The organism is Mucilaginibacter sp. P5_A4 (assembly GCF_056400605.1).
Genome location: NZ_JBFUKX010000055.1, coordinates 12270 through 38493 on the forward strand (window position 1 = coordinate 12270; position 26224 = coordinate 38493).

At 42.6% G+C, this 26224-nt stretch carries 19 protein-coding genes; 14 read left to right on the forward strand and 5 right to left on the reverse strand.

Annotation, left to right across the window (positions count from 1 at the left end):
• Positions 1–8: 8 nt before the first annotated feature.
• Both AC1DQW_RS23880 and AC1DQW_RS23885 read left to right on the forward strand, forming a co-directional pair.
• Entirely contained in the window at positions 9–611 is a 603-nt protein-coding gene (locus tag AC1DQW_RS23880) for a bifunctional nuclease family protein (RefSeq protein WP_477417661.1), read from the forward strand.
• Positions 612–784: 173 nt separating this feature from the next.
• Positions 785–2065, forward strand: coding sequence for a NupC/NupG family nucleoside CNT transporter (locus AC1DQW_RS23885; RefSeq protein ID WP_477407703.1), 1281 nt, complete (start codon positions 785–787; stop codon positions 2063–2065).
• Positions 2066–2391: 326 nt separating this feature from the next.
• Here AC1DQW_RS23885 and AC1DQW_RS23890 read toward each other — a convergent pair whose 3' ends face one another.
• Together AC1DQW_RS23890 and AC1DQW_RS23895 are read right to left on the reverse strand one after the other, a co-directional pair.
• Positions 2392–3105, reverse strand: coding sequence for a ThuA domain-containing protein (locus AC1DQW_RS23890; protein WP_477456347.1), 714 nt, complete (start codon positions 3103–3105; stop codon positions 2392–2394).
• A gap of 89 nt (positions 3106–3194) precedes the next feature.
• Positions 3195–4904 (reverse strand): GMC oxidoreductase, encoded by a 1710-nt coding sequence (locus AC1DQW_RS23895; RefSeq protein WP_477456348.1) that lies wholly within the window; start codon positions 4902–4904, stop codon positions 3195–3197.
• 285 nt (positions 4905–5189) lie between these two features.
• Between AC1DQW_RS23895 and AC1DQW_RS23900 the strand changes: the two genes are divergently transcribed.
• The 7 genes from AC1DQW_RS23900 to AC1DQW_RS23930 all read left to right on the forward strand — a co-directional run bounded on the left by AC1DQW_RS23900 (position 5190) and on the right by AC1DQW_RS23930 (position 12289).
• Entirely contained in the window at positions 5190–6023 is an 834-nt protein-coding gene (locus tag AC1DQW_RS23900; protein WP_477456349.1) for an MOSC domain-containing protein, read from the forward strand.
• Between the two features lie 4 nt (positions 6024–6027).
• The gene (locus AC1DQW_RS23905) at positions 6028–6306 is read left to right on the forward strand and encodes an Rdx family protein (RefSeq protein WP_477456350.1); all 279 of its coding nucleotides are present in this window, start codon (positions 6028–6030) and stop codon (positions 6304–6306) included.
• 251 nt (positions 6307–6557) lie between these two features.
• Positions 6558–6992 (forward strand): RrF2 family transcriptional regulator, encoded by a 435-nt coding sequence (locus AC1DQW_RS23910; RefSeq protein WP_477409312.1) that lies wholly within the window; start codon positions 6558–6560, stop codon positions 6990–6992.
• Between the two features lie 232 nt (positions 6993–7224).
• Positions 7225–9315 (forward strand): nitrite reductase, encoded by a 2091-nt coding sequence (locus AC1DQW_RS23915; RefSeq protein ID WP_477456351.1) that lies wholly within the window; start codon positions 7225–7227, stop codon positions 9313–9315.
• The gene (gene cobA / locus AC1DQW_RS23920) at positions 9315–10091 is read left to right on the forward strand and encodes a uroporphyrinogen-III C-methyltransferase (protein ID WP_477456352.1); all 777 of its coding nucleotides are present in this window, start codon (positions 9315–9317) and stop codon (positions 10089–10091) included. The genes AC1DQW_RS23915 and cobA overlap by 1 nt, the downstream gene beginning before the upstream one ends.
• Positions 10069–11577 (forward strand): TSUP family transporter, encoded by a 1509-nt coding sequence (locus AC1DQW_RS23925; RefSeq protein WP_477456353.1) that lies wholly within the window; start codon positions 10069–10071, stop codon positions 11575–11577. The genes cobA and AC1DQW_RS23925 overlap by 23 nt, the downstream gene beginning before the upstream one ends.
• A gap of 1 nt (position 11578) precedes the next feature.
• Positions 11579–12289, forward strand: coding sequence for a phosphoadenylyl-sulfate reductase (locus AC1DQW_RS23930; protein WP_477456354.1), 711 nt, complete (start codon positions 11579–11581; stop codon positions 12287–12289).
• 298 nt (positions 12290–12587) lie between these two features.
• On the opposite strand, the gene AC1DQW_RS23935 is transcribed toward AC1DQW_RS23930, so the two are convergent.
• Complete coding sequence (locus AC1DQW_RS23935; protein ID WP_477456355.1) at positions 12588–14246, reverse strand: sulfatase family protein; 1659 nt, start codon at positions 14244–14246, stop codon at positions 12588–12590.
• 587 nt (positions 14247–14833) lie between these two features.
• Here AC1DQW_RS23935 and AC1DQW_RS23940 point away from each other — a divergent pair.
• Positions 14834–15061, forward strand: a complete 228-nt coding sequence (locus tag AC1DQW_RS23940) for a hypothetical protein (RefSeq protein ID WP_477417680.1) — start codon at positions 14834–14836, stop codon at positions 15059–15061.
• Positions 15062–15156: 95 nt separating this feature from the next.
• Here the strand turns inward: AC1DQW_RS23940 and AC1DQW_RS23945 are convergent, their stop codons facing one another.
• A complete protein-coding gene (locus AC1DQW_RS23945) occupies positions 15157–15486 on the reverse strand; it encodes a YnfA family protein (protein ID WP_477456356.1) in 330 nt (109 codons plus the stop codon).
• A gap of 306 nt (positions 15487–15792) precedes the next feature.
• Positions 15793–18735, reverse strand: a complete 2943-nt coding sequence (locus tag AC1DQW_RS23950; RefSeq protein WP_477456357.1) for a TonB-dependent receptor — start codon at positions 18733–18735, stop codon at positions 15793–15795.
• A 339-nt stretch (positions 18736–19074) separates the two neighbouring features.
• On the opposite strand from AC1DQW_RS23950, the gene proB reads away from it, so the two are divergent.
• The 4 genes from proB to topA all read left to right on the forward strand — a co-directional run bounded on the left by proB (position 19075) and on the right by topA (position 26157).
• On the forward strand, positions 19075–20154 hold the full coding sequence (proB, locus tag AC1DQW_RS23955; protein WP_477456358.1) for a glutamate 5-kinase: 1080 nt from the start codon (positions 19075–19077) through the stop codon (positions 20152–20154).
• Between the two features lie 3 nt (positions 20155–20157).
• Complete coding sequence (locus tag AC1DQW_RS23960) at positions 20158–21405, forward strand: glutamate-5-semialdehyde dehydrogenase (RefSeq protein WP_477456359.1); 1248 nt, start codon at positions 20158–20160, stop codon at positions 21403–21405.
• A 1059-nt stretch (positions 21406–22464) separates the two neighbouring features.
• A complete protein-coding gene (mnmA, locus tag AC1DQW_RS23965; protein ID WP_477456360.1) occupies positions 22465–23553 on the forward strand; it encodes a tRNA 2-thiouridine(34) synthase MnmA in 1089 nt (362 codons plus the stop codon).
• Positions 23554–23760: 207 nt separating this feature from the next.
• Positions 23761–26157, forward strand: coding sequence for a type I DNA topoisomerase (gene topA, locus AC1DQW_RS23970; RefSeq protein WP_477456361.1), 2397 nt, complete (start codon positions 23761–23763; stop codon positions 26155–26157).
• The last annotated feature ends 67 nt before the right edge of the window (positions 26158–26224 follow it).

The window sequence follows — 26224 nt, forward strand, 5'->3', positions numbered from 1 at the left end:
GTAACAACATGAAAAAAATTAAGCTGGATATTGTAGGTCTATCATATAGCCAAACGCAATCCGGCGCTTATGCTTTAGTTTTAGGTGAGGTAAGCGGCAGACGCAGGTTACCTATTATTATTGGTAGTTTTGAGGCACAGGCTATCGCTATCGAGATAGAAAAAATGACCCCGAGCCGTCCGCTTACGCATGATCTTTTTAAGAGCTTTGCGCAGGCCTATCAAATAGAGGTTCAGGAAATTATTATTTATAACCTGGTGGATGGGATCTTTTATTCAAAGCTGATCTGCAGCGATGGTAAACGCTCGGTTGAGATTGATGCCCGCACATCAGATGCCATAGCGGTAGCCGTGCGGTTTGATTGCCCTATTTTTACCTACGAATTTATACTGTCAACCGCAGGTATCGTTATTGAGGGCAACGACTTTGTTTACCTCGAAAACATCAATGAAAGCCAGGAAGAAAAATCAGTAGGCACAGCGGTAGGCAGCGGTTTTGCATCGTTAAGCATTGACGAACTAAAAACAAAACTGCAGGAAGCCCTTGCCGAAGAATCATACGAGAAAGCAGCCAAAATCCGCGACGAGCTGAATAAACGTAAGGCCTCTTAATTTAGATTTGAGATATTAGATGTGAGATTTGAGACAGCAATGCTTGTTCAAATCTCACATTTTTGATATTTGAACTTTCCAGAAAGACTACCCGCGTGAATCTCAAATCTCATATCTCAAATCTCATATCTTTTTAATAATTTAAGCCCTGATTAATTTACTATAACTATTGCATGGAAAGATATACCGGGTTCATAGGTATTGCACTGATCTTCGGGATCGCTTTTTTAATGTCAAACAACCGCAAGGCCATTAATTACCGGGTGGTGTTATCGGGCTTAGCTGTTCAGCTTTGCTTAGCGCTCTTCATATTAAAAACAGATATTGGCAAAGAAAGTTTTGGATTTTTAGCCGAAGGGGTAAAAAAGATCCTCTCATTCTCAGACCAGGGCGCCGAATTTGTTTTTGGTATTGTTGCAAATAAAGATGCCCAGCTTACCCGGGTTTTAGGTGCCCAATATAGCTTTATATTTTTTTTTAGGGTGATACCAACTATTGTTTTTGTGGCGGTATTAATCAGTATACTGTACCACCTTGGTATTATGCAACGGATTGTAAAAGGTTTTGCATGGGTAGTTTATAAATTAATGGGGGTAAGTGGCGCCGAGGCAGTATCAAACGTAGGAAGTGCGTTTGTTGGGCAGGTTGAAGCGCAGATCATGATCAAGCCGTATCTGAAGCACATGACCATGTCTGAGCTTTTGGCATCTATGACAGGCAGTATGGCCTGTATAGCGGGTGGTGTAATGGCAACCTATATAGCTTTGGGCGTGCCAGCCGAATACCTGCTGGCTGCAAGTATCATGGCTGCTCCGGGAGCCCTGGTGATCTCTAAGATTGTATGGCCGGAAACTGAAGTATCCGAGACCAAAGGAAGTGTATCTCTCGAAGTTAAAAAAACTGATGCCAACCTGGTTGGCGCTATATCGCACGGAGCAAGTGATGGTTTAAAGATCGGTTTAAACGTAATAGCGATGCTGATTGGCTTTATAGCTATAATAGGCCTGTTGGATTATGTGTTGGGCAAAACAGGTTTCTTTTTAGCCACCCACCTCCATATGGGTTTGGATTTTATCAATATCGATCTTAAAACGCTTAGTCTGAAACAGATCTTAGGCGCTGTATTTTCCATTTTTGCATGGGCGATGGGCGTACCTCATAAAGATATAAAGTTAGCTGGCTCATTAATGGGCACCAAAATGGTGCTGAACGAGTTTGTAGCCTACCTCGACCTTGTTAAGGTGAAGGGGACTATGGATCCCAAAACATTGGTGATCACAAGTTTTGCACTTTGCGGATTTGCCAATTTTAGTTCCATAGCCATACAGGTTGGTGGTATTGGTGAGCTTGCCCCCGAAAGGCGTGCCGACCTTGCCAAATTGGGTGTTAAGGCATTAATCTGCGGAACGCTGGCCTCCTATCTGTCGGCCACAATCGCCGGTATTTTAATGTAGTTTTATTGAAGTACATATCACGCATCATTATAGATTTTTGATCATCAGCATGCTTTATTACACGCAACCCTCCTAATCGTCACGAGCGCAGCGTGGCAATCGCGAACTGTGCAGGTCCGCTCTGTATAGCATGCGATTGCTTCGTGCCTCGCAATGACATAGATTATATTAAAAAACGACCTGATAATCAGTGACTTATAAACACTTCATTATAAGACACGAAGCAATCCCCGCCTTACAGAGTAGCTTTGCAAACCGATCTGCATAGTTTGGGATTGCTTCGTACCTCGCAATGACGGTCTGTTTTTAAATTCCGGTTCAGAAAACTACTTCTTCCCTATCGCGTACTCAATCCCACCCAACAAATGTTTCAGGTATAACGGATCGGCATATGATTCATCTGTATGTCCTAATTCGGTATAAAATGCCCTGCCGCCGTCAAAACTATGGTACCAGCTCATGGGGTGATTATCGCCGTTTTCGCCGCCGGTATAACTTTTTTCATCTATTTTGATCAGTACATGCAGGTCATCACCTATCCATTTGTAGTTATACCATTCGTCCCAACGTTTCCAGTCTGCGGGCAAATGTTTGGTGGCAATAAAATTACGGTCTACCACATGCAGAACAGCGTCTTGCTGCTTGGGGTGACTTTTAAAATATGCGCCCACCAGTTTCCCATACCATGGCCAATCGTATTCTGTATCAGTAGCGGCATGTACACCCACAAAGCCACCACCTGCTTTAATGTATTGTTCAAATGCTGCTTGCTGCGTATCATTTAACACATCACCGGTGGTGCTTAAAAATATTACAGCCGCGTATTGCTTCAGGTTGGCAGTTGTAAATTTTTCGGAGTTAGTAGTGCTATCCACATCAAAACCATTCTCCGCCCCTAATTTCATAATTGCAGGCACACCTACCGCAATAGAATTATGGTGAAAACCAGCTGTTTTACAGAAAACCAACACCTTGGTTTTGGCTGCTGCATTAATAATGGATGTGCCTATTAGTAAGCAAATAATAGTTAGTTTTTTCATGTTTAAATTTCAAGTAGTTAGTATCAAGACTTTTTGTAAATGAAAATTCGAATACTCATTTTCAAATCCTCAAATCTTCAAATTGAAAATTACAAATTCCCCTTCTTCAGCTCATCGGCAGCAAAATTTGCTGCACGGGCGGTTAATGCCATATAGGTTAATGACGGATTTTGACATGCCGATGAGGTCATGGCTGCACCATCGGTAACAAAAACATTTTTGGCATCCCACACCTGGTTATGTTCATTAAGTACCGAGGTTTTAGGGTCGCGGCCCATACGGGCGGTACCCATTTCGTGGATGCCATCGCCTACGTTATGCCCCCTATCATGCGTTTTAACATTTTTAACACCGGCACTTTCCAGCATCGCTTTGGCCTCTTTAACAATGTCGATACGCATCTTCTTTTCATTCTCCCTGATCACGGCATCCATAGATAAAATTGACAGGCCCCATTTGTCTTTGCGGCTTTTATCAAGGGTGATCTTGTTATCGTGATAAGGCAACAGTTCGCCAAAACCGCCGATGCCTATCTGCCAGTCACCTGGTTCGCATATAGCATCCTTATATTGCGCGCCAATATTCATTTCGGCTATTTCACGGCTCCACCCGGTACGGCTTGCTGCTCCCTGGTAACCAAAGCCACGCAGGTAATCGCGTTTGTCGCCAAATAAATTGGCGAAACGTACCACATAAATACCATTGGCGCGGCGACCGTAGTAATATTTATCCTCAAAGCCCTCTACCATGCCGGATGCACCCAGGTTATAATGGTGATCCATGATATTATGCCCCAGTTCGCCGCTGCTGCTGCCTAAGCCATCAGGCCAGATGTCGGTAGCCGAGTTCATGAGCACCCAGGCACTGTTTAATGCAGATGCGTTTACAAATACAATTTTAGCATGAAACTCATAGGTCTGGTTGGTTTCGGCATCAAGCACTTCTACCCCGGTTGCTTTTTTGGTATCCTTATCATAAATAATTTTTGTAACTATTGAATAAGGCCTTACGGTTAAATTTCCCGTTGCCAAAGCTGCAGGCAGGGTTGATGATTGCGTACTAAAGTATCCACCAAACGGGCATCCCTCCCAGCACCTGTTCCTGAATTCGCATTTCGTACGGCCAGGTATGGCCGCTGTAAGGTTTGCTGTCCGGCCAATGATCATATGCCTTGTACCACCATAATTCTTTTTAATCCGTTCGGCCACATCTTTCTCAACCCAGTTCAGGTCCATGGGTGGCAGGAAATGCCCATCCGGTAATTGGGGAAGCCCTTCCAACGACCCGCTGATGCCGGCAAACTTTTCTACATGATCATACCACGGGGCCAGGTCCTTGTACCTGATAGGCCAGTCAATCGCCCATCCGTCTTTAGCGTTTGCTTCAAAATCAAAATCACTCCAGCGGTAGCTTTGCCTGCCCCATAAAATAGACCGACCACCCATCTGGTATGATCGCCACCAGTTAAAAGGTTTAACTTCGTGGTAGGGCGCCTCCTGCTCATTTACCCAATAATCCATAATAGCTTCCTGCGCGCCCCAGTTACGTGATATTACAGGCCTTGCTTTGCGCTGCTCCTGTGTTACAGCTCCACGGTGTTCAAAGTCCCAGGGGTCTTTACCCGCGCTTTTATAATCTTTAATGTGTTCAAACTTTCTTCCACGCTCAAGCATGATGGTTTTTAAGCCTCTCCCGGTTAATTCCTTAGCCGCCCAGCCACCGCTGATTCCCGAGCCGATAACAATAGCATCGTAGGTATTTCCGGCTTTGGCATTGCCGCTTACATTGTTTAATGGCATAATTTCACTAATTGGTTGTGAGTAAATTAAGAAATGGTTTTTCAATTGGATAAAACAATATTATCAATTAAAATTAACTAAAGCAATCATTTGAAAATAAAACTGCAATCGATTGTGAAGGAGGGTTTCTGTGTAACTATGTTTTTACACGATTTAAGGAAAGGGCCGGATTTACAGGATTATTAAATTTGAAAAAATTGAAAAAAGCACCTCTATAAACCGTTACCCGGCAGCTATACTTTCAGCACAATTTTTCTTATTTTTACCTCATCACCATCAACCTTTATGCTCCAGATAAGCGAACTGTATATATATCCCATTAAATCATTAGGCGGAGTAGCTGTTACCAAAGCTGAAGTTACCTCGCGCGGTTTTAAGTACGACAGGCGCTGGATGCTGGTTGACGAACAAAACCGCTTTATTACCCAGCGCGAGCACGCACAGATGGCCCTGGTAAAGGTGCAGATTGAAGACGACGGTTTATTGGTTAGTCACCATTTAAATGGTGCTGTTAAAATACCTTTTGGATACCAGGAGCAAACCAAACACGATGTAGTGATCTGGGACGATACCTGTACAGGGGTGTATGTTGGCGACGAGTTTGATGAATGGTTTACCAGGGTTTTGGGTTTAAAATGCAGGCTGGTTTTTATGCCGGATGAAACTGAACGCGAGGTTGACCAACACTATGCGCCCCCGGGTATCATCACCTCTTTTGCTGATGCCTACCCTTTCCTGCTAATAGGCCAGGCTTCGTTAAATGAGCTGAACGCCCGCCTGCAGGATGCGCTGCCTATGAATAGGTTTCGTCCAAACATTGTTTTCACCGGCGGGCAGCCTTTTGAAGAAGACCTGATGAACCGCCTGGATATTGCCGGCATTAGTTTTTATGGCGCCAAATTGTGTGCCCGCTGTATCATGACCACCATTGATCAGCAAACAGGCATAAAAGCCAAAGAGCCACTAAAAACGTTGGCTAAATACAGGTTTAAGAATAATAAAATACTTTTCGGGCAAAATCTGATCCATAAGGGTGCCGGTACTGTAGCAGTTGGTGATGCTATCGCTGTTTTAAGTACGCACGATGAGGAGCGATTTATTTTGAAAATAAATCATTAATAAAATGAAACCCACCATTACTATTGAATATTGCCCCAAATGTAACTGGATGATGCGGGCCGCTTATATGGCCCAGGAATTGCTTACCACGTTTACAGATGATGTATATGGTGTAACCCTGCACCCCAGCGAGGTAAGCGGCAGGTATACCATCAGGGTAGACGATTTTGTTTTATTTGATAGAAAAAGAGAAGGCCGCTTCCCGGAAATAAAAGAATTAAAACAATTGGTAAGAGATAAGGTTAATCCCGAAAAAAGCCTTGGTCATTCAGATAAAAAATAGCATTTTATCAATAAAAACTCCAATTGATTATCATTTTTGATTGCAATTATTCATTTTACTATCATTCGAAGCAAATAAAACTTAAAATGCCCTGTTTTTGCAATGAAAAAGCGCCGCGATTTCATAGGTTTTCAAATAATTGTTAATTTTAAATCATTAAAAAGGTAAATAATATAGTATCGTTGTACTCTATAGTATTACTGGATATTTTTATTTAATATTGTTTAACTTTGTGAGTTTTATTTTAGAAAATGCTTTCCAAAAAAACCAAGTACGCAATTAAAGCATTGGTGATCCTGGGCAAAAACATGGATCAGCCACCAATGCAAATTTCCAGAATCGCCGAGGCCGAACGTATCCCCAAAAAGTTTCTTGAGCAGATACTGCTCGATCTTCGCAACGCGGGTTTCCTGTATAGTAAAAAAGGTGCAGGCGGCGGCTACAGCCTTAACCGCGATCCCAAAGAAATATTTTTGGTAAGCATTATGCGTATAACCGATGGCCCTATTGCCATGGTGCCTTGCGCCAGCTTAAATTTTTACCATAAATGCGATGAATGCCACCAGGAAACAACCTGCGGTATCAGGGATGTTTTTGTTGATGTAAGGGACGCTACTTTGAAGATCCTGAGCGAAACCAGCATTGCCGATATCATATCGCGCGAGCAAACACTCATCAATATATAATCTCATAAAACTGTCAAATAGCAGTTTTTTTAAATTAAATTCTACCAATTCCCTATACTATGTATATATTTGGTAAATAAAACATAATGAATYCTATTAATACAATTATTTACATGCGGATGTATTGCTGTTTAAGCGGCGGTAAGGCACGGCTATAATTAGTATTAACCAACATACGCCTCTTTAGCCTAAGCCAAAGGGGCTTTTTTTATAATTGATTAAAACATAAGATATGCAGAGCTTCAGAACAGAACTGGAGAACCCGATAGTTGAACAGGATATTATTGACCTGGAAAAAAAGATCAGGGCTTTTCGTGAAGGTAAGATACATGACGAAAAATTCAGGAGCCTCCGTTTGGCACGTGGCGTTTATGGCCAGCGCCAGCCCGGTGTGCAAATGGTACGCATTAAATTACCATTTGGAAAAGTTACGTTTAAGCAGCTGCTAAAAATTGCCGATATATCTGACGAATACGGAAGCCGCAACCTGCACCTTACCACCCGCCAGGATATCCAGATTCATTATGTAAGTCTTGACCGCACTCCCGAACTTTGGGCCAGGCTTGAGCAGGATGATATTACCCTGCGCGAAGCCTGCGGAAATACGGTAAGGAACGTAACCGCCTCCCCTACGGCCGGTATCGATCCACTGGAACCGTTTGATGTTTCGCCTTACGCGCATGCTACTTTTGAGTATTTTTTGCGTAACCCGGTATGCCAGGAAATGGGCCGCAAGTTTAAGATCTCGTTTTCATCAAGCGATGCGGATACGGCTTTTTCTTATGTTCATGATATTGGCGCTATACCAAAGGTAAATGCCAGCGGCGAACGCGGTTTTAAGATCCTGTTAGGTGGCGGTTTAGGCGCACAGCCTATATTGGCCAGCATAGTTGAAGAGTTTTTACCAGAGGATCAGTTGATCCCATATATTGAGGCTATCATCCGGGTGTTTGACCGTTATGGTGAACGCAATAACCGCAACAAGGCCCGCATGAAATATCTTATCCAAAAAATAGGTTTGGATGAGGTTTTACGCCTTGCTAAAATTGAAAGGACTGCTATAAAGGTAAAAAGCTATCCTATCAACCGTGATACTATCGCTTTACCGAAGCTTCCGGCAGAAACAACTTATGCGGAAGTTAGCATCAGCAACCCTTTCCGCTATGAGCAATGGTTGGCTACAAACGTTTTTGAACAAAAGCAAAAAGGTTTTTATGGCGTATATATTAAAGTTCCTGTTGGTGATATCCCATCTGAAACTGCCCGCCAACTGGTTAAAGTTTTAGAGCCGCTGGTGGCCAACGAGATCCGTATTACGCAAAACCAGGGCTTATTATTAAAATTTGTACGTAAAGATGCTTTGCCTGCATTATATGAAGGCCTGGCTAAACTTGAACTTGCCGCACCTGGCTTTGATACCGTGGCCGATGTAACCACCTGCCCCGGTACCGATACCTGTAACCTGGGTATCAGCAACAGCATGACCATGGCACGCGTACTGGAAGACCTGATTTATAACGAATACGAAGACCTTATTTATAACCGCGAGATCAAAATAAAAATCAGCGGTTGTATGAACTCATGCGGCCAGCATGGTTTAGCTCATATTGGTTTCCATGGCAGCTCGCTTAAAGCCGGTACAAAGGTATTACCTTCGGTACAGGTGATGCTGGGTGGTGGTACTGTTGGCGATGGCGTTGGCCGTGCAGCCGAAAGGGTGATCAAAGTACCATCAAAAAGAGCTACAGATGTTTTAAGAATGGTGTTGAATGATTATAAAGAGTTTTCGCCGGAAGGTGAAACTTTCCACGCCTATTACGACAGGCAGGGTAAAGATTATTTTTACCGCATGTTAAAGCCTCTTGCCGATTTAACCACCCTTACCGATGATGAATTTATTGATTGGGGCCACCAGGAAACTTATGTTTCGGCAATTGGTGTTGGCGAATGCGCCGGTGTTGTGATTGATCTTGTTGCTACCCTGCTGTTTGAATCGGAAGAAAAAATGGGTTGGGCTAATGGCTCATTCAAAGAAGGCGCCTGGTCTGATGCTATTTATCATTCTTACAATGTATTCATCAGTTCGGCCAAAGCGTTGTTGCTTGACAAAGCTATAAACGGCAGCACACAGGCTACCATTATTAAGGAATTTGATGCGCAATACGTTGCTACAGGCGAGTTTGACCTTCAAGGTTCGTTTAACGACCTTGTATTGCAGATTAACCAGAATGAGCCCTCAGCCGAATTTGCCGCTGCATATTTAGCCCAGGCAACAGAATTTTTAGGAAAAAGTAAAGCTTTCAGAGAGGCATTGGTACAATAATGAGTGATAAAATAAAAGAACCGCAAATAACTTTAGTGGGTGCAGGTCCGGGTGATGCCGACCTGATCACTGTTAAAGCTATTAAAGCATTAAAAACTGCCGATGTTGTTTTGTACGATGCTTTGGTGAATGAAGAATTACTTAACTATGCCCCCGAAACTGCAACAAGGGTGTATGTTGGCAAACGCTCCGGCGACCATACCTACTCCCAGGAGGCTGTAAATAAACTGATGGTTGATTACGCTATCAATTACGGCCATGTGGTAAGGTTAAAAGGCGGCGATCCGTTTGTGTTCGGCCGCGGATTTGAGGAACTGGATTTCGCGGCATCGTTTAATATTCCGGCATCGGTTATCCCTGGTATCTCAAGTTCGATAGCTGTTGCCGAGCTGCAAAACATCCCGGTGACCCACCGCGGTTTAAGCGAAAGTTTCTGGGTAGTTACCGGCACCATTTCAAGCGGTGAAATATCACCCGATGTGTATGATGCAGCCCGTAGCAGGGCTACCGTAGTTGTATTGATGGGGATTAATAAATTAGCTGCGATTACCGAAATATTTAAAGGCGAAGGTAAGGGCAAGATGCCTGTAGCGGTTATACAAAGTGGTACAACGGTAGATGAAAAGGTTGCCATAGGCACCGTGGAGAGTATTGTTGAGGTAGTAAAAGAGCATAAGATCGGTTCGCCGGCTATCATAGTTTTGGGCGAAGTGGTTTCGCTGCATCCAAAGTTTCAGTTGATCAAAGAGGTTTATGACGTTGTTGCCGAAAGATAAGAGTTTAACAAAAATTGAGCACGAAGAAATCGGCGGCAACCAGTTGTTCCCGGTTTTTTTGAAGTTGAATAACCTGCATACGGTATTGGTAGGCGGCGGTAATGTGGGCCTGGAAAAACTGACTGCTATTTTAAATAATAGCAATTATGCGAGGGTAACCATAATATCAAAGACATTTTTGCCAGAGATACACAGCCTTGCCGCAGAAAACGAAGGTTTAAACATTATCCAGAAATCATTTACTGATGATGACCTGAATACCGCCGAAGTAGTTATTGCAGCTACTAATGACAGCGAGCTAAACAACTATGTTCGCCAGGCTGCACATGACCGCAAGCTGCTCATCAATGTAGCCGACAAGCCCGAACTTTGCGATTTCTATTTAGGATCAATAGTACAAAAAGGTGATTTGAAGCTGGCTATATCTACCAATGGCAAATCGCCAACGGTAGCCAAACGCTTAAAAGAGGTTTTAAATGAAAGCCTGCCCGATGAATTGGATGTCACCCTGCAGCAAATGAGTGCTTTAAGGGAAACCCTCAGCGGAGATTTTGCTGCCAAGGTTAAAAAGCTGAACAGCGTAACATCGGTGCTGGTTGAGCCTAAGTCGATAGTGATTAAGAATTTTATCTGGCTGATATGGTCAACCATTATTCTTTCTATAGCTATAGTTATAACTGCGCTGTATTTCAGGGAGCCCGCATTTAAAACATTTTTAGAGGGTGTTAACCCGCAGTTCTATTATTTTTTAGGGGCGGGTTTTTTATTCGCGATGATAGACGGCGCCATAGGCATGTCATATGGTGTTACTTCTACCACCTTTTCCCTTTCAATGGGTATCCCTCCTGCTTCGGCAAGTATGGGTGTTCACCTGTCTGAGATCCTGAGCTGCGGTATAGCCGGCTGGATGCATTACCGCATGGGTAATATCAATTGGAAACTGTTTAAATTACTGGTAATACCAGGGATTATCGGTGCTGTTACAGGAGCTTACCTGTTATCGTCACTGGAGCATTACAGTATGTATACCAAGCCCGTAGTATCCTTATATACATTGACTTTGGGCGGTGTAATATTATCAAAAGCATTTAAGGTAAAGCAAAAAAAATCGGCAGATAAGGTAAAACGTATTTCGTTATTAGGTTTAGGCGGCGGTTTTATTGATGCTGTTGGCGGCGGCGGCTGGGGTTCCATCGTATTATCTACCCTTATTGCAGGTGGCCGCAGCCCTATATTTTCGTTAGGTACTGTAAAATTATCGCGCTTTTTCGTCGCTTTGATGGGCTCTATCACCTTCATCGCTATGGTAAGCAGCGATCATTGGCAGGCTGTAGCCGGTTTAATATTGGGTAGCGCTTTAGCATCGCCTATAGCGGCAAAAATCTCTAACAAAATCTCCACCAAAACCATCATGGTATCAGTAGGTATCATTGTAATATTGGTGAGCATTAAATCAATTGTTTCCTTTGTTTTAAAGGTTATATAATATGAACCAGGTAGTTGAACAATTAACAGATATTACCACAGGCCTTGGGCCCGTTGAGGCCCTTGCCAAACTGGCCGACCTGTATCCCGGTGAAATAGTTTTTTCAACCAGTTTTGGATGGGAAGACCAGGTGATCAGTCACATGATCTTTGCCAATAAGCTCCCCATCAAAGTTTTTACTTTAGAAACCGGCAGGCTTTTCCGCGAAACCTATTCGGTTTGGAGCGCCACTATGGACAGGTATAAACAACCCATCCATGCCTATTACCCTAACCACGAACTGCTGGAGCAGATGGTAAATGCCAAGGGCCCCAACAGCTTTTATGAATCGGTTGAAAATAGGAAAGAATGCTGCGGCATTCGCAAAATAGAACCTCTTAAACGCGCCTTAAAAGGCAACAAGCTTTGGATCACCGGTATCCGTGCCGATCAATCAGTTAACCGGCATGATATGCACGATGTGGAATGGGATGAACAAAACCAATTGGCAAAGTACCACCCTATTTTTCACTGGACCCTTGATGATGTAAAAGCCTATATCAAACAATACAATATTCCTTACAATTCCCTGCACGATAAAGGCTTCCCGAGCATTGGCTGCATGCCTTGTACACGCGCCGTAGCCGAAGGCGAAGATTTCCGCGCCGGCCGCTGGTGGTGGGAAGATCAATCCAAAAAAGAATGCGGATTGCACGAGGTGACTGCCAAGTAATAACAAGATTTATCAGAAAACAACCATGTCATTGCGAGCGCAGCGCGGCAATCGCGAGCTGTACAGGTCCGCTCTGTATAGCATGCGATTGCTTCGTACCTCGCAATGACATAGATTATATTAAAAAACAGTACTGATAATCAGCAGTTTGCAAACACGTCATTATAAGGAGGTACGACGAAGCAATCCCCAAAATACAGATCGGATTTGCACAGCTACTCTGTAAATCGGGGATTGCTTCGTTCCTCGCAATGACGGCTAAGAGGTTCCCAATACTTACACTAACGAGGCTACTGTATTAAAATTCATCAGTTGGCACCTTCAATTTTTTTCGGTAGCTATCAAGCCGCTTTTGAAGATTGTCGGTAAGTTTTTCATAGCCGGGTTTACCAAAAAGGTTATGAAGCTCCTGCGGATCGGTCTTTAAATCGTAAAGTTCGTTACAATCAATATCATCATCGTTGGTTACATAGCCCGCATTGTTGATTAATTTAAGAACATTATATTCCCTGAAGCCGGGAGTTGTCTGGTACCTTGTAGTTGCTCCCCTCATACCACCCTTGCCGTAGAAATGAATTAATTTATATCGTTCGGTACGTACCCCATCATGTTTGCGTACCATATGAAATGCAGGATAATCATAGTAATGATAATACAGATCATTACGCCAGCCCTTTGGTTTGGCCCCCTTAAATGTTGCTTCAAGCGAGTTTCCGCTCATCTCCTGTGGCTTTTTAAGTCCTGCAAGCGACAAAAATGTTGGTGCATAATCAATGTTTTGTACCAGGGCATCGCTTTGAATTCCTGGCTTAATCGCTTTTGGATACTTTATTAATAAGGGTGTCCGGAAAGATTCTTCGTACATAAACCGCTTATCAAACCAGTTATGCTCGCCCATATAAAATCCCTGGTCTGAGGTATAAACAACCATGGTATTATCCTCCAGGCCATTATCCTTCAAATATTTCAGAATTTCGCCCACCCCATCATCTACCGATTTGATACACCGCAGGTAATCCTTTAAAAACTGTTGGTACTTCCAAAGTGCAAGTTCCTTTCCTGTCAGCTTCGCATTAATAAATTGCTGGTTCCTTAGCTTGTAATGCTTATCCCACACAGCCCTTTGCTCAGGTGTTAGCCTACCAAGCTCGCTCATCAAAAATGTATAGGAAAGCTTATCATAAGGAGTTACCAAATCATTTTTCAGCTCTTCTAACTTCAAATCCTGAACCAGTTCCATATCATTACTAATTGACATTTTTTGAGTTTTGGCCGCTTCACACCTCGACTTATAATCATCAAAGAATGTTTCGGGTACGGGGAAATTTACATCGTTGTACAAATCAAGATATTTCCCATCGGGCATCCAGTTGCGGTGAGGTGCTTTGTGGTGTACCAATAGGCAAAAAGGTTTATTTTTATCACGTTTTTTTAAAAAATCAAGGGCATGTTCAGTAATCAGATCGGTGGCATATCCTTGTTCCTGGATAAATTTGTTCCCGGTTTCGGGCCCTTTAAACGTTGGGTTATAGTATTTACCCTGGTCATCCAGGATATGGTAATAGTCAAATCCCTTGGGATCTATCGACATATGCCATTTTCCGACAATCGCCGTTTGATAACCCGCATGCTGTAACAACTCGCTAAAAAATACCTTTGTGCTATCTATTCCCTCGGCAAGCTGGCGCTGGCCATTTTGGTGACTATAAAGACCGGTCATGAGGCATGCCCTGCTTGGCGTACAAAGAGAATTTTCAACAAATGCCTTACGGTAGATGATGCCCCCGCTCGCAATTTTATCAATATTAGGCGTAGGTGCAAGTTTAGAAACCGCCCCACCATAAGCACTTATGGTTTGATACGAATGGTCATCGCTCATAATAAAAACAATGTTGGGCTGCCCGCCCACACGCTTTTTCTTTGACGCAACCTGTGCTTGCGCCAATACAGTTAACATACAGAGGGCAGTTACTGTTATTAAAAGAAACTTATCGATACAAGTTCGAACTGGTGTTTTTTTAAATTTCATATAGATTCCTTTATCTTTTTATCAAATTTTATGCTAAACGCAACCACCTCACCCTGATAAGCCTTTGGGCAACCAAATTACGAAACAAAAAAGCAATAACAATATCTTTAATCATTCAGTATGATCAAATTAACCTCAAAATCAGTTTCCAACCGCGTCATTGCGAGGCACGAAGCAATCTCCACACATGCAGATTGGTCATGTAGATTCGTCTTAATTTCCGCTTTACAGAGCAAGGGAATTGTTTCCGTCCTACCTGTTGTCTAATCGCGTAAAAACTTACGAAGTTTTGAAAACTTCGTAAGTTTGGTCCTGACAGTATCGTGTCATTTCCCAACACTTTAACGAAAAGGCCTGTGTATCGGACACATGTGGTGGTTGGCGATTACCAGGACGGTACCCAATAAGCGGCACTATGCGCGATTGAGGCCGGGAAGAAAGTATTGAAGTTAGAATCAAACCTTTTAATAATTTCGTATTTTTGATAATCAACGTTATCATTAAAATAATCAGATATGGAGCGGATAGTAATTGAAGTAGATGACAGGCTGGCAAAAGCGTGGCGCAATGCACCTGAACAAAAAAAGAAAGCAATCAGCAATAGTGTTAATGTATCCCTGGCCAAAGCATTTCAGGATGACGATAAAGAGGCCTATCTGCGTTTCCTGGCTGAGCTTCGCAAAGACATGACTGCAAAAGGGCTTACAGAAGAAGAATTGAATGATATACTGAATGAAGAATAAGCCATTGACTTTATGACAAAATATTTGGTGAAGCACAGGTCAGCTATCGCTCAAAGGCTTCGGCACAAAACCTGTGCTAAAAGGCGTCAACTATATTACTTTCTTGGCATATAGATAATGATGCACGCGCCGATAACCGCTACCACTGCGCCGATTACATCCCATTTGTCTGGTTGAAAGTTATCTACTTTCCAGGCCCATATCAAGGCCATAATGATAAAGATGCCGCCATAGGCAGCATATACACGCCCAAAATCAGCCGTTTGCCAGGTTGCCACAACGCCATATAAAACTAATATGATACCACCTACCATACCCCACCAAATTGGTTTGTCGTTCTTAAGCCATTGCCAGACTAAATAGCCGCCGCCGATCTCAAACAGCCCGGCCAGCATAAAAAGTAAAACTGATTTGACTGCTGCCATTTTATAAGCTTATTTCGTCGTGTATAAATGTTTTGATCCCGGCACCTGATATGTCCATCAGAATCTACTGATCCCTTGACACAAACATATTGAAATTAAAGAAGTCGCAGTATAAGTCTTTCCGTATTTATAAAGTTGGTCAACAGATCATGGTGCGTCCGTGTTTTTGAACTTTTAAGAGAAGCCATTGCTTGGTTCCATGAATTTTGCGACTGTAATAATTCATTTTTATATCAAGCAAAAAGCGGATGAGTTCCCCCCATCCGCTTCAAAAAAACTATATAAAACGTATTAAAAAGCTGTTGTTTATTTACCGGCTAACAAACCATCCAACGTAACAGATACATAGTACAGGCCGCCTATAGTAGGGCCACCCGCGTATTGGTAATAGCGTTTGTTGAATATATCGGTTGCGCCTGCCTTAAAGGTTGCATAGTATTTTGGTACACGGTAAGTAACCTGGGCATCAAATGTGCCTATTGCCGGTACTGTACCTGTTACCAGCGGGCTTTCCCACAGGAATGATTCCTGCCATTTGTAAACAATGTTGAAGCCTACATTTTTGGCAACTTCGCGGTTACCGAATGATACGTTCCCCGACCATTCAGGAGTATTAAAGCCGGTAACAAAAATATCTGATTTTGATTGCGATTTCAGTTTATTGAAGCTTACGTTACCAGATACGGTATATCTTTTATAGAAGTTATAGCTGATACCGGCCGATGAGCCATAGTTATTATAAATATTTTTAGCATTGGTATAAACGCGGTACCTGCTTTGGCCCTGGCTGGCAGCGTTGCTGGCAGTTCCGGTAGTTGGGTCGCGGTTAACATCAAGCATAGCCAATACCCCGGCATCTGAGCCAACTGTAGCACTATTAGGCACAAACACCTGCACCTGGCCTAAAAATCCATTATAGCGGTTGGTATAGGCATCCACATCAATAAATACTTTATTGTTCAATATAATACCTTTGTAACCTACTTCATAGGAAGTGATCTGCTCTGGTCTTGAAGGCGGCAAATCGGCAACTTTTAACAGGTTCCTGTTGGCTAAAGCAACCTGGTCGGTACCACCGGCAGCATTTACTGCAGCGTTAAAAGCAACTACAGACGACTGGGTATAACTGTTACCTAAATAACCTAATCCATCATTTATAAATGGTAAGCTGCCCACACGTTTAACACGACCATTGTTTACATAAGACAATGCCTCGAACAATGATGGGAAACGGTAACCATTCTGGAAGGTAAACCTAAAGTTATGATTCTCATTCACGGTATAAACTGCCGCTAAACGAGGTGTGAACTTAGGATCAAAGTAAGGATTGTAATCCCACCTGATTGAGCCGAATAGCTTTAATTTTTCATCGAAAAAAGTTTTGGTTACCTGGGTAAATGCTCCATATTTTTTGTAGATCACATTTTTGCCAAAACTACCATCGGCCAAAGGTGTGTTCCTGTCGGCAATCGAACGGGTAAAGTCAACAAAGTTATTGCCATCCGGGGTTATGGCGTATACACGCACATCGCCGCCAACCAGCAGGTCGACCACTTTTACCCTGTTTGTTAAATCCCATTGGGCTTCAGCGTTATATAAATGGCTTTTTTGAACCAGCGCGGCGCCACCGGTAGCCGGGGCATTAGGTATCAGGCTCGATTTGATGTCCCAGTTATTAATACCGATAATGGTTTTCCTTAAATCATCAAATGCTTTTGTACCAGGCTCTACCCTTCCCGCGTCTGCAGCAGCTCTTGCATATTGCTCGGCAGCAGCCAGGTTTGCAGATGTTAAACCTCCGTTTGCACTGCCATAAGAATTAAGCGCATTTTTAAAGCTTGTTCCCCATACCGAATTGCTTGCATGGTTCAGATCAAGGTTATCGGCCAAAGGCTTTACGTTGAATGAATTGCCGGTATTTTCTATCGACTCATAAGCACGAACTAAAAACTCTTTGCCTTTTAACTCAACTTTATGGTTTTGTACCGTAGCGTCCTGCAATGAAATTTTGTTACCGCGCTGAAATACGCCATCCAACCTGCCGTAGCGGTAGGTGTAAGACAATACTGTACTGGGCGTTAATTTATAAGATAGTGTACCATCAAGTTTCAGGTTAGTTACCTTAGGACTTACCAGGTCAACTTCATTATATCCTGTACGGGCAACGGTAAGGCCTGGCATTGTTTTACCATCAACGGTAAGGCCTTTCACAACAACGGTATTACTTCCGGCAAGGGCATCATCGCCATATTTGTTCCAGCCATCATAAGCAGCATTGCTTGTGCCGGTTAGTGCAGGAAAGCCCGGATTTGCCGTTTTCAGGTTATAAGGGTTTTGATCTTTACGTGTATCTGATTGCCAGTCGGTACCCTGCATGTAACTTACATTCAGTTTAAAGGCAAATTTATCATTCCAGGCTTTGGCATAGCGCAAAGCGTCCTCGGTAAGTGAACTTGCACCTAAACGGTCGTTACCTACATGGTTTAATCCCTGGCGGTGGTAAAAACTCAGTCCCTGGTATTTAAAAGGATCTTTGGTTATTAAGTTGGATAAACCATTTATCGCGTTAGTACCATAAAGGGCCGCTGCCGCGCCTGGGGTAATTTCAATACTGGCAATATCCAGCTCGGTTGGGCCAATAGCATTACCAAGGGGTACACCCAAGGTAGCCGATTGCATATCAACACCATCAACCAGCTGCATAAACCTAAAGTTGTTCGGGCTGTTAAAACCACGTGTATTAGGTACCTTAAGGGTGATGCTGGTGGTGGTCATCTGTACGCCTTTCACGTTCTCCAATGCATCGTAAAAGCTTGGGCCGGGAGATTGTTTAAGCGCGTTGATGCTCAGTTTTTCGATAGCTACAGGAGAGCGAAGCAGCTTTTCTTCTTTACGGGATGCAGTTACCACCACCTCGTTAATCAATAACGATTGACTTGATAACTGGATATTTAAAGCGCTGTTGGCGTTTTTAACGTAGAACTCCTGCGGCTGAAAACCTAATGCTGTAAAAATTAAAGTATAGGGTAATTTGGCACTTGTTGTTAAAGAAAATTTACCCGTGCTGTCAGACGCGGTTTTGTTTGTGGTTCCTTTTATGCTTACGGTTGTACCTACAAGTGGTTCGCCATGGTCGTCTTTTACAACGCCGCTTATTATGTATGAACCATTAAGCTGTGCATGGCCTATTGCCGGGACAAGGACAAGAAAAAGTACTATGAGTTTAATCGTATTATGAAGAGTTTTCATGAAGGGGGTTAGCGCAATTTTTTAAGTATGTGTTTAATTAATTTGATGGAGATAGATGCATGGGGGCCTATCAACAACAACACATATTAACGAGCTGCATTTTAAACTGATTAGAGGTATTAATTAAGTAAATATGATACATAGTCTATGGAATTAGTCGACAAAAATATAAATTATTTGCTTTGTGTCAACATTTTTCTTGTTTTTTCTCGATTTTTTTGGATAAATGCATATATACTTCTATTAAATCTACCATTTTAGTGGATATATTTTCAAATAATCCTGTCCTGTTCCGTGTCAATTTTGTAATATTGGCGGTTCAATCTGTACTACGGCAAAATGTCTTTTAATTACCAGCGCATCATCATTAAAATCGGCTCCAATGTTTTTACCCAGGAAAACGGCCTTCCCGACCTGCAGCGCATTGAGCACCTGGTTGGCCAGATAGCTGCGATCAAAAAACAAGGTAAAGAGGTGATCCTGGTTTCATCGGGTGCCGTAGCATCTGGCAGAAGCCTGATCAACATATCCGAAAAGTATGATGCCATAGCCGCAAGGCAGCTCCTGGCTTCTATAGGGCAAGTAAAATTGATAAATACCTATTCGCAGTTATTTGAGCGTTTTGGGATCCTTTGCTCCCAGGTATTGGTTACCAAGGAGGATTTCAGAGATAGGATGCACTACCTCAACATGAAAAACTGCCTCGACCTGTTGTTACAGCACCAGGTAATACCCGTGGTTAATGAGAATGATGTGGTATCGGTAACCGAGCTGATGTTTACCGATAATGATGAACTGGCCGGTTTAATTGCCTCTATGCTGAATGCCCAGGCATTAATTGTATTAACCAATGTTGATGGAATTTATAACGGCGACCCAAAAGCGCCGGGATCTGCTGTGATTGAAGAAGTTGCAGGCTCTGTGGTTGATTTTGCCGAGTTTGTTTCATCCGGTAAATCGCAGTTTGGTCGTGGCGGAATGATCACCAAATCAACCATGTCGCAAAAAACAGCTCAATTAGGCATAGCGGTGCACATTGCTAACGGCAAGAGGAATAATATACTTACTGATGTATTGGAAAACAAGGTGATCCATACCCGCTTTATCCCAAACAAAACTGCTTCGGGTAAAAAGAAATGGATTGCCCATTCAGAAAAATCGGCTACTGGTTCAGTTCAGGTTAATGCCGGAGCTAAAGCAGCGCTGGTATCCAGCAAGGCCACAAGTTTATTACCCGTGGGCGTTGCCAAGGTAATAACCGACTTTAAAAAAGGCGATATCATTAAGCTGGTTGATGAAAGCCATAAACTTATAGGCCTTGGCATTGCCGAATACGGCTCAGATAAAGCCCGGGAACGCATTGGCCAAAAAAATCAGAAGCCTTTGGTACATTATGATTATCTTTATTTACAGGGTTAACACATGAATTACAATCAATATTTCCAAAACGCGCTTATAGCTGGCAGAAAGCCAACCCTTGCCCCTGCCCTTATAAACGAGGTTTTAAATGCTGTAGCTGCAGAGGCTGTTGCCCAAACAGATGCGATATTAGCCGAAAACCAAAAGGATCTTGACCTGATGGATCCAGAAGATCCAAAATACGACAGATTGAAACTTACCGCTGCCCGTATTGAAGCTATTGCAGGCGATATGGTCAGTGTAGCCAACCTCGATAGCCCTTTGGGTAAACAGCTTTCTGAAACGCATATGCCCAATGGCTTATCCATTACTAAAGTTCGCGTGCCGCTGGGTGTGGTTGGCGTAATTTATGAGGCAAGGCCAAATGTTACCTTTGATGTATTTGCGCTGTGCTTTAAAACAGGCAACATAAGTATTTTAAAGGGCGGCAGCGATGCCGATCATTCAAACCGTGCCATTGTTTCCATAATACATAAAGTACTCGCTAAACATCATATAGACCCGAATGTAGTTACACTGCTCCCCGCCGAGCGCGAGGCAACCGCAGCATTGTTAAACGCTATTGGCTTTGTGGATGTGCTGATACCACGCGGAAGCCAGTCGCTGATTGATTTTGTGAGAGATAACAGTAAAGTACCTGTTATTGAAACAGGCGCTGGTATTGTACACACCTATTTCGATCAAACTGGCGACATGATTAAGGGCGCCGAGATTATTGCCAATGCTAAAACACGCCGGGTTAGCGTATGCAATGCCCTGGATTGCCTGATAATTCATGCCGACAGGTTAAATGATCTGCCGCAGCTTGCCCATATCCTGAAAGAGAAACAGGTTGAAATTTTTGCCGATGAACCTGCTTACCTGGCTTTAAAAAACGATTACCCTGCAAACCTTCTCCATAAAGCAAAGCCGGAACATTTTGGCACCGAATTTCTATCGATGAAAATGGCCGTTAAAACGGTGGATAGTTTTAAGCAAGCTTTAGAACACATAGCTGTGAATAGTTCCAAACATAGCGAGGCAATTATATCCGAAGATGCTGAGAACATAGCGACCTTTTTAAACGATGTTGATGCCGCAGCGGTTTATGCCAACGTATCTACCGCGTTTACGGATGGCGCACAGTTTGGCTTAGGCGCCGAAATAGGCATCAGTACACAAAAGCTGCATGCCCGCGGCCCCATGGGTCTGGATGAGCTTACTAGCTACAAATGGATAGTTAAAGGCGATGGCCAGATAAGGAATTCATAACCCAACCCAGAGTTTATTGCATAAAAAAAGGTGCTTTCCAAAAAGCACCTTAATTGTTTCTTGTTTAGCAGATTTACTTAATTAAGTAGTTCGCTATGGCTACAAAACAAATGATCATCAAAATTACTCCTTGCAACTTCTGTTCTAATGTTAATTGGCGTATCATTTTATTAAATTAATTAGGGTAAAGCAAATTTATATTGTAAATCGAATGTTACAATAGGCAATATCATTTTTACGTTAATTTTAATAAACAGTACGAAATGTTTTAGAATAGTCAACTCTACATTTATTCTTTAAAAAATTAGCAAAAAAAATCTTTTAACATTGAAATAGTATTACTGTAACATTATGTTAAAACAGAAAATTCAAGCAATAAAAAGTCTTTTAAACGCATTTTTTTTATTCATCGACTTGAAATACAATTTTTAACTAAAAACTTGATAACTCCGCAATAAGAAAATATAGTCCTTTTATTATAAAAGATACACTGCGATTTGACTTTTTTTCCTTATCCGTCAGATATATATTTTTCAAATCATTTGGAATTATTGCAGCATCCCCGTTACATTTATTAAAATTATAAACCAGTTAAAAATGCCACAGCACATCATGACCGTATACCTGTTAGTCGCCTTTATGGTGGCAGGTATACTTATCAATTCCCGGATTAAACAATGGCTTAATAAAAAAAGTTAGTCGTTTGTATTAAAGATTCTAATTTGATATAGATATCTTAACCCTTCCAGTATGTAAAATTATAGCCCGTTGTACAATGGGCTATAATTTTATCCTGAGTAAACAAGACTAATATTTAATGGCATAAAATTAAATTCAGGCATAATTAAAACTTCATATAGTCTATATAACCTACTGATCAACAGCTTAAATTAACTATTGATTAAATAGCGCCTTTTATAATTTACAAATTTGGTAATGGCAAAACGATGCATTACCTAACTAAATTCCTTTGCTTAAGTACGCCCAACGTAAATCTTACCCTATCCTGACCCAAGTCCCTATCAACATAAATCACAATATCGTATCTTTGCGCCTATTATGAGTAAGCATGGCAGGATCTTAGTGGCAATGAGCGGTGGCGTTGATAGTTCGGTAGCGGCAGTGATGCTGCACGAACAGGGCTATGAAGTGATCGGCCTTACCATGAAAACCTGGGACTATGCATCATCAGGAGGCAGCTCCAAAGAAACCGGTTGTTGCAGTCTGGATAGTATTAATGATGCGCGTGCGCTGGCCGTAGGTTATGGCTTTCCGCATTACATACTGGATATTCGCAATGAGTTCGGCGATTTTGTGATCGACAACTTTGTTGATGAATATCTTGCAGGCCGTACCCCTAACCCATGCGTATTATGCAATACACATATTAAATGGGATGCCTTATTAAAACGTGCCGATAAACTCGATTGTGAGTTTATTGCCACAGGCCACTATGCAAACATTCGTCTGCAGGATAACGGCCGTTATGTAATATCAAAAGGCAAAGACGAAAACAAAGATCAATCATACGTGCTTTGGGGAGTATCTCAAAAAAACCTTGCACGTACTAAATTTCCTTTAGGCAGTTTTTCTAAACCCGAAATCAGGCAGATGGCCATGGATATGGGGCAGATTGAACTGGCCGGTAAAAGCGAAAGCTACGAGATCTGTTTTGTACCAGATAACGATTACAGATCGTTTCTAAGGCATAAAGTAGAAGACCTGGAGGAACGTGTTGCCGGTGGCAATTTTGTACTCGCTAATGGCACTGTAGTAGGCAAGCACAAGGGATATCCTTTTTACACAATAGGTCAGCGCAAGGGTTTGGGCATTGCTTTGGGGCAACCAATGTTTGTTACCAGTATCGATCCGCAAACAAATACTGTGGTATTAGGTACAGCTGATGAACTGGAACGCAAACAGGCCTGGGTAAAAAATCTTAACCTGGTTAAATACGCCAGTATCACCGAGCCTATTGAAGCGATCACCAAGATCCGGTATAAGGATGCCGGTACGCAAAGCAGTATTGTGCAAATGGGCGAACACATGAAGGTTGATTTTCACCATAATGTTTCTGGCATAGCCCCGGGCCAGTCGGCTGTGTTTTATGAAGGTAACGATCTGCTGGGTGGCGGTTTTTTAATGTAATCCGTTATTTGTTGAATGTTTTAAGGTTGGAATCTTGCAATGTTATCGATTGCAATATCCGGTGTTTTACCTTCCGATTTTATTACAGTCTACGCTCGCCAAAGCAACATTTCAACCTTAAAACATTCCAACTTTCTAACATCTTTAGCAAAAACTAATTGGCGTTTCGCTTTCTTTATGTTTTATTTGCAAAAAATAACTGCTTAAATGGCCAAAAATTTACTGATAGTTGAGTCTCCGGCGAAAGCCAAAACCATCGAGGGATACCTTGGTAAAGACTTCATTGTGAAGTCGAGCTACGGGCATATCCGCGATTTGGTAAAGTCTGAAGATGCGATAGATATAGGTAACAACTTCGCTCAAAAATACGAGGTGCCTGCAGATAAAAAGCAGGTAGTAAGCGAGTTGAAGAAATTAGCTAAAGAAGCAGAAATGGTTTGGCTTGCATCGGATGAGGACCGCGAAGGAGAAGCTATATCATGGCACTTATTTGAAACCCTTGGTTTAAAAGATGCATCAACCAAACGTATTGTTTTTCATGAAATCACCAAACCTGCAATATTAAAAGCAATTGATACCCCGCGTAAAATTGACTACAACCTGGTGAACGCCCAACAGGCACGCCGCGTTTTAGACAGGCTTGTGGGTTTCGAGCTCTCCCCTGTTCTTTGGAAAAAAGTGAAGCCCTCGCTTTCTGCCGGTCGTGTGCAATCGGTAGCTGTAAGACTTATTGTTGACCGCGAACGCGAAATAAATAAATTTACATCAGAGGCGGCTTTTAAAATAGTGGCTGTGTTTGGCAAAGGCAAAGAAGCCTTTAAAGCCGAGCTTGCCGAACGTTTTACTAAACAGGAAGATGCTGAAAAGTTTTTACAGGATTGTATAGGGGCTGATTTTGATGTGCGTTCGCTGGAAACCAAACCTGCCAAACGCTCACCGGCTGCGCCGTTCACTACATCAACACTGCAGCAGGAAGCCAGCAGGAAGCTCGGCTACTCAGTAGCACGTACCATGCAGGTAGCGCAAAGGCTGTACGAATCCGGTTATATTACCTATATGCGTACAGACTCGGTAAACTTATCCGAAACCGCATTAGATGCAGCTCAACAGGAAATTATATCAGCTTATGGCGACAAATACCATCAGCTAAGAAAATATAAAACCAAGAACGCAAGTGCGCAGGAAGCTCACGAAGCTATAAGGCCAACCTATTTTAATAATCATACAATCAACGGCGAATCTAATGAAAAACGCCTGTATGAACTCATCTGGAAACGTGCCATCGCGTCGCAAATGAGTGAAGCGCAATTTGAAAAGACTGTTGCARAAATCAGTATATCAACCCGTAAAGATGAGTTGACCGCTAATGGTGAAGTAATGAAGTTTGACGGTTTTCTGAAAGTTTACCTCGAATCGCAGGATGATGAGGATGAGCCGCAGCAGGATGGAGACAATGCCATGCTGCCGCCTTTAACCAGGGGTCAGCGTTTAGCTTTACAGGAAATGTCGGCCACCGAGCGTTTCTCGCGCCCGCCTGCACGTTATACGGAGGCAAGCCTGGTTAAGAAGCTGGAAGAGCTGGGTATCGGCCGCCCGTCTACCTACGCCCCTACTATTTCAACCATACAAAACCGTGGTTATGTGGTTAAGGAAGAGCGTGAAGGTAAATTACGCAACTTCAGGGTACTTACCTTAAAAGCTGATCAAATAACGAAAGAACAAAAATCGGAAAATACCGGTGCCGAGCGCGGCAAGTTGTTTCCTACCGATATTGGCGCTGTAGTAAATGATTTCCTGGTACAATATTTTAAAGAGATAGTCGACTTTAATTTTACCGCCAGTGTTGAAAAGCAATTTGATGAGATTGCCCAGGGTTTAAAAGAGTGGACAGATATGATCCGCAAATTTTATGATCCTTTTCATAAAGGTGTTCAAAGCACTATTGAAACTGCCGATAAAGCCACCGGCGAGCGTGAATTAGGTGTTCACCCCGAAAGTGGCAAAAAAATGTCGGTACGTATTGGCCGTTACGGTCCCTTTGTACAGGTTGGCGAAAATGCTACTGACGAGAATAAAGAAGAAAAACCACTTTATGCCAGCTTAAGAACCGGCCAAAGTATAGAAACCATCAGCCTTGAAGAAGCTTTGGAGTTATTTAAACTGCCTAAAGTTGTTGGTGAATATGAAGGCAAGGTAATGAAAGTTGCTATTGGCCGTTTTGGGCCGTACATCAGCCACAACAGCGCGTTTGTTTCTTTACCAAAGGATATTGATCCGCTGGATGTTACCGAAGAACAAGCTATTGAGCTGATTGAAGCAAAACGTAAAAAAGATGCCGAAAAGCTGATCAAAGCGTTTGATGAGGATCCGGAAGTAAAAGTATTGAATGGCCGTTGGGGCCCTTACATAGAATTTGGCAAGCTAAACGTTAAGATCCCGAAGGATAAGGATCCCCTTACCCTAACTTATGAAGAATGCAAGGCCTTAGCTGATGCCATGCCTAAAGACGCAAAAAAGGGACGCTTTGGTAAAGCGGTTGCTTCTGCAAAACCGGTAGCCAAGAAAGCACCTGCTAAGAAAAAAGCACCGACTAAGAAAAAGTAGGTTATTGGTGAATGCTTGATTAGGTGAATAGTTGTAATAGTAAGTCGTATCGTATTAATATCCAACC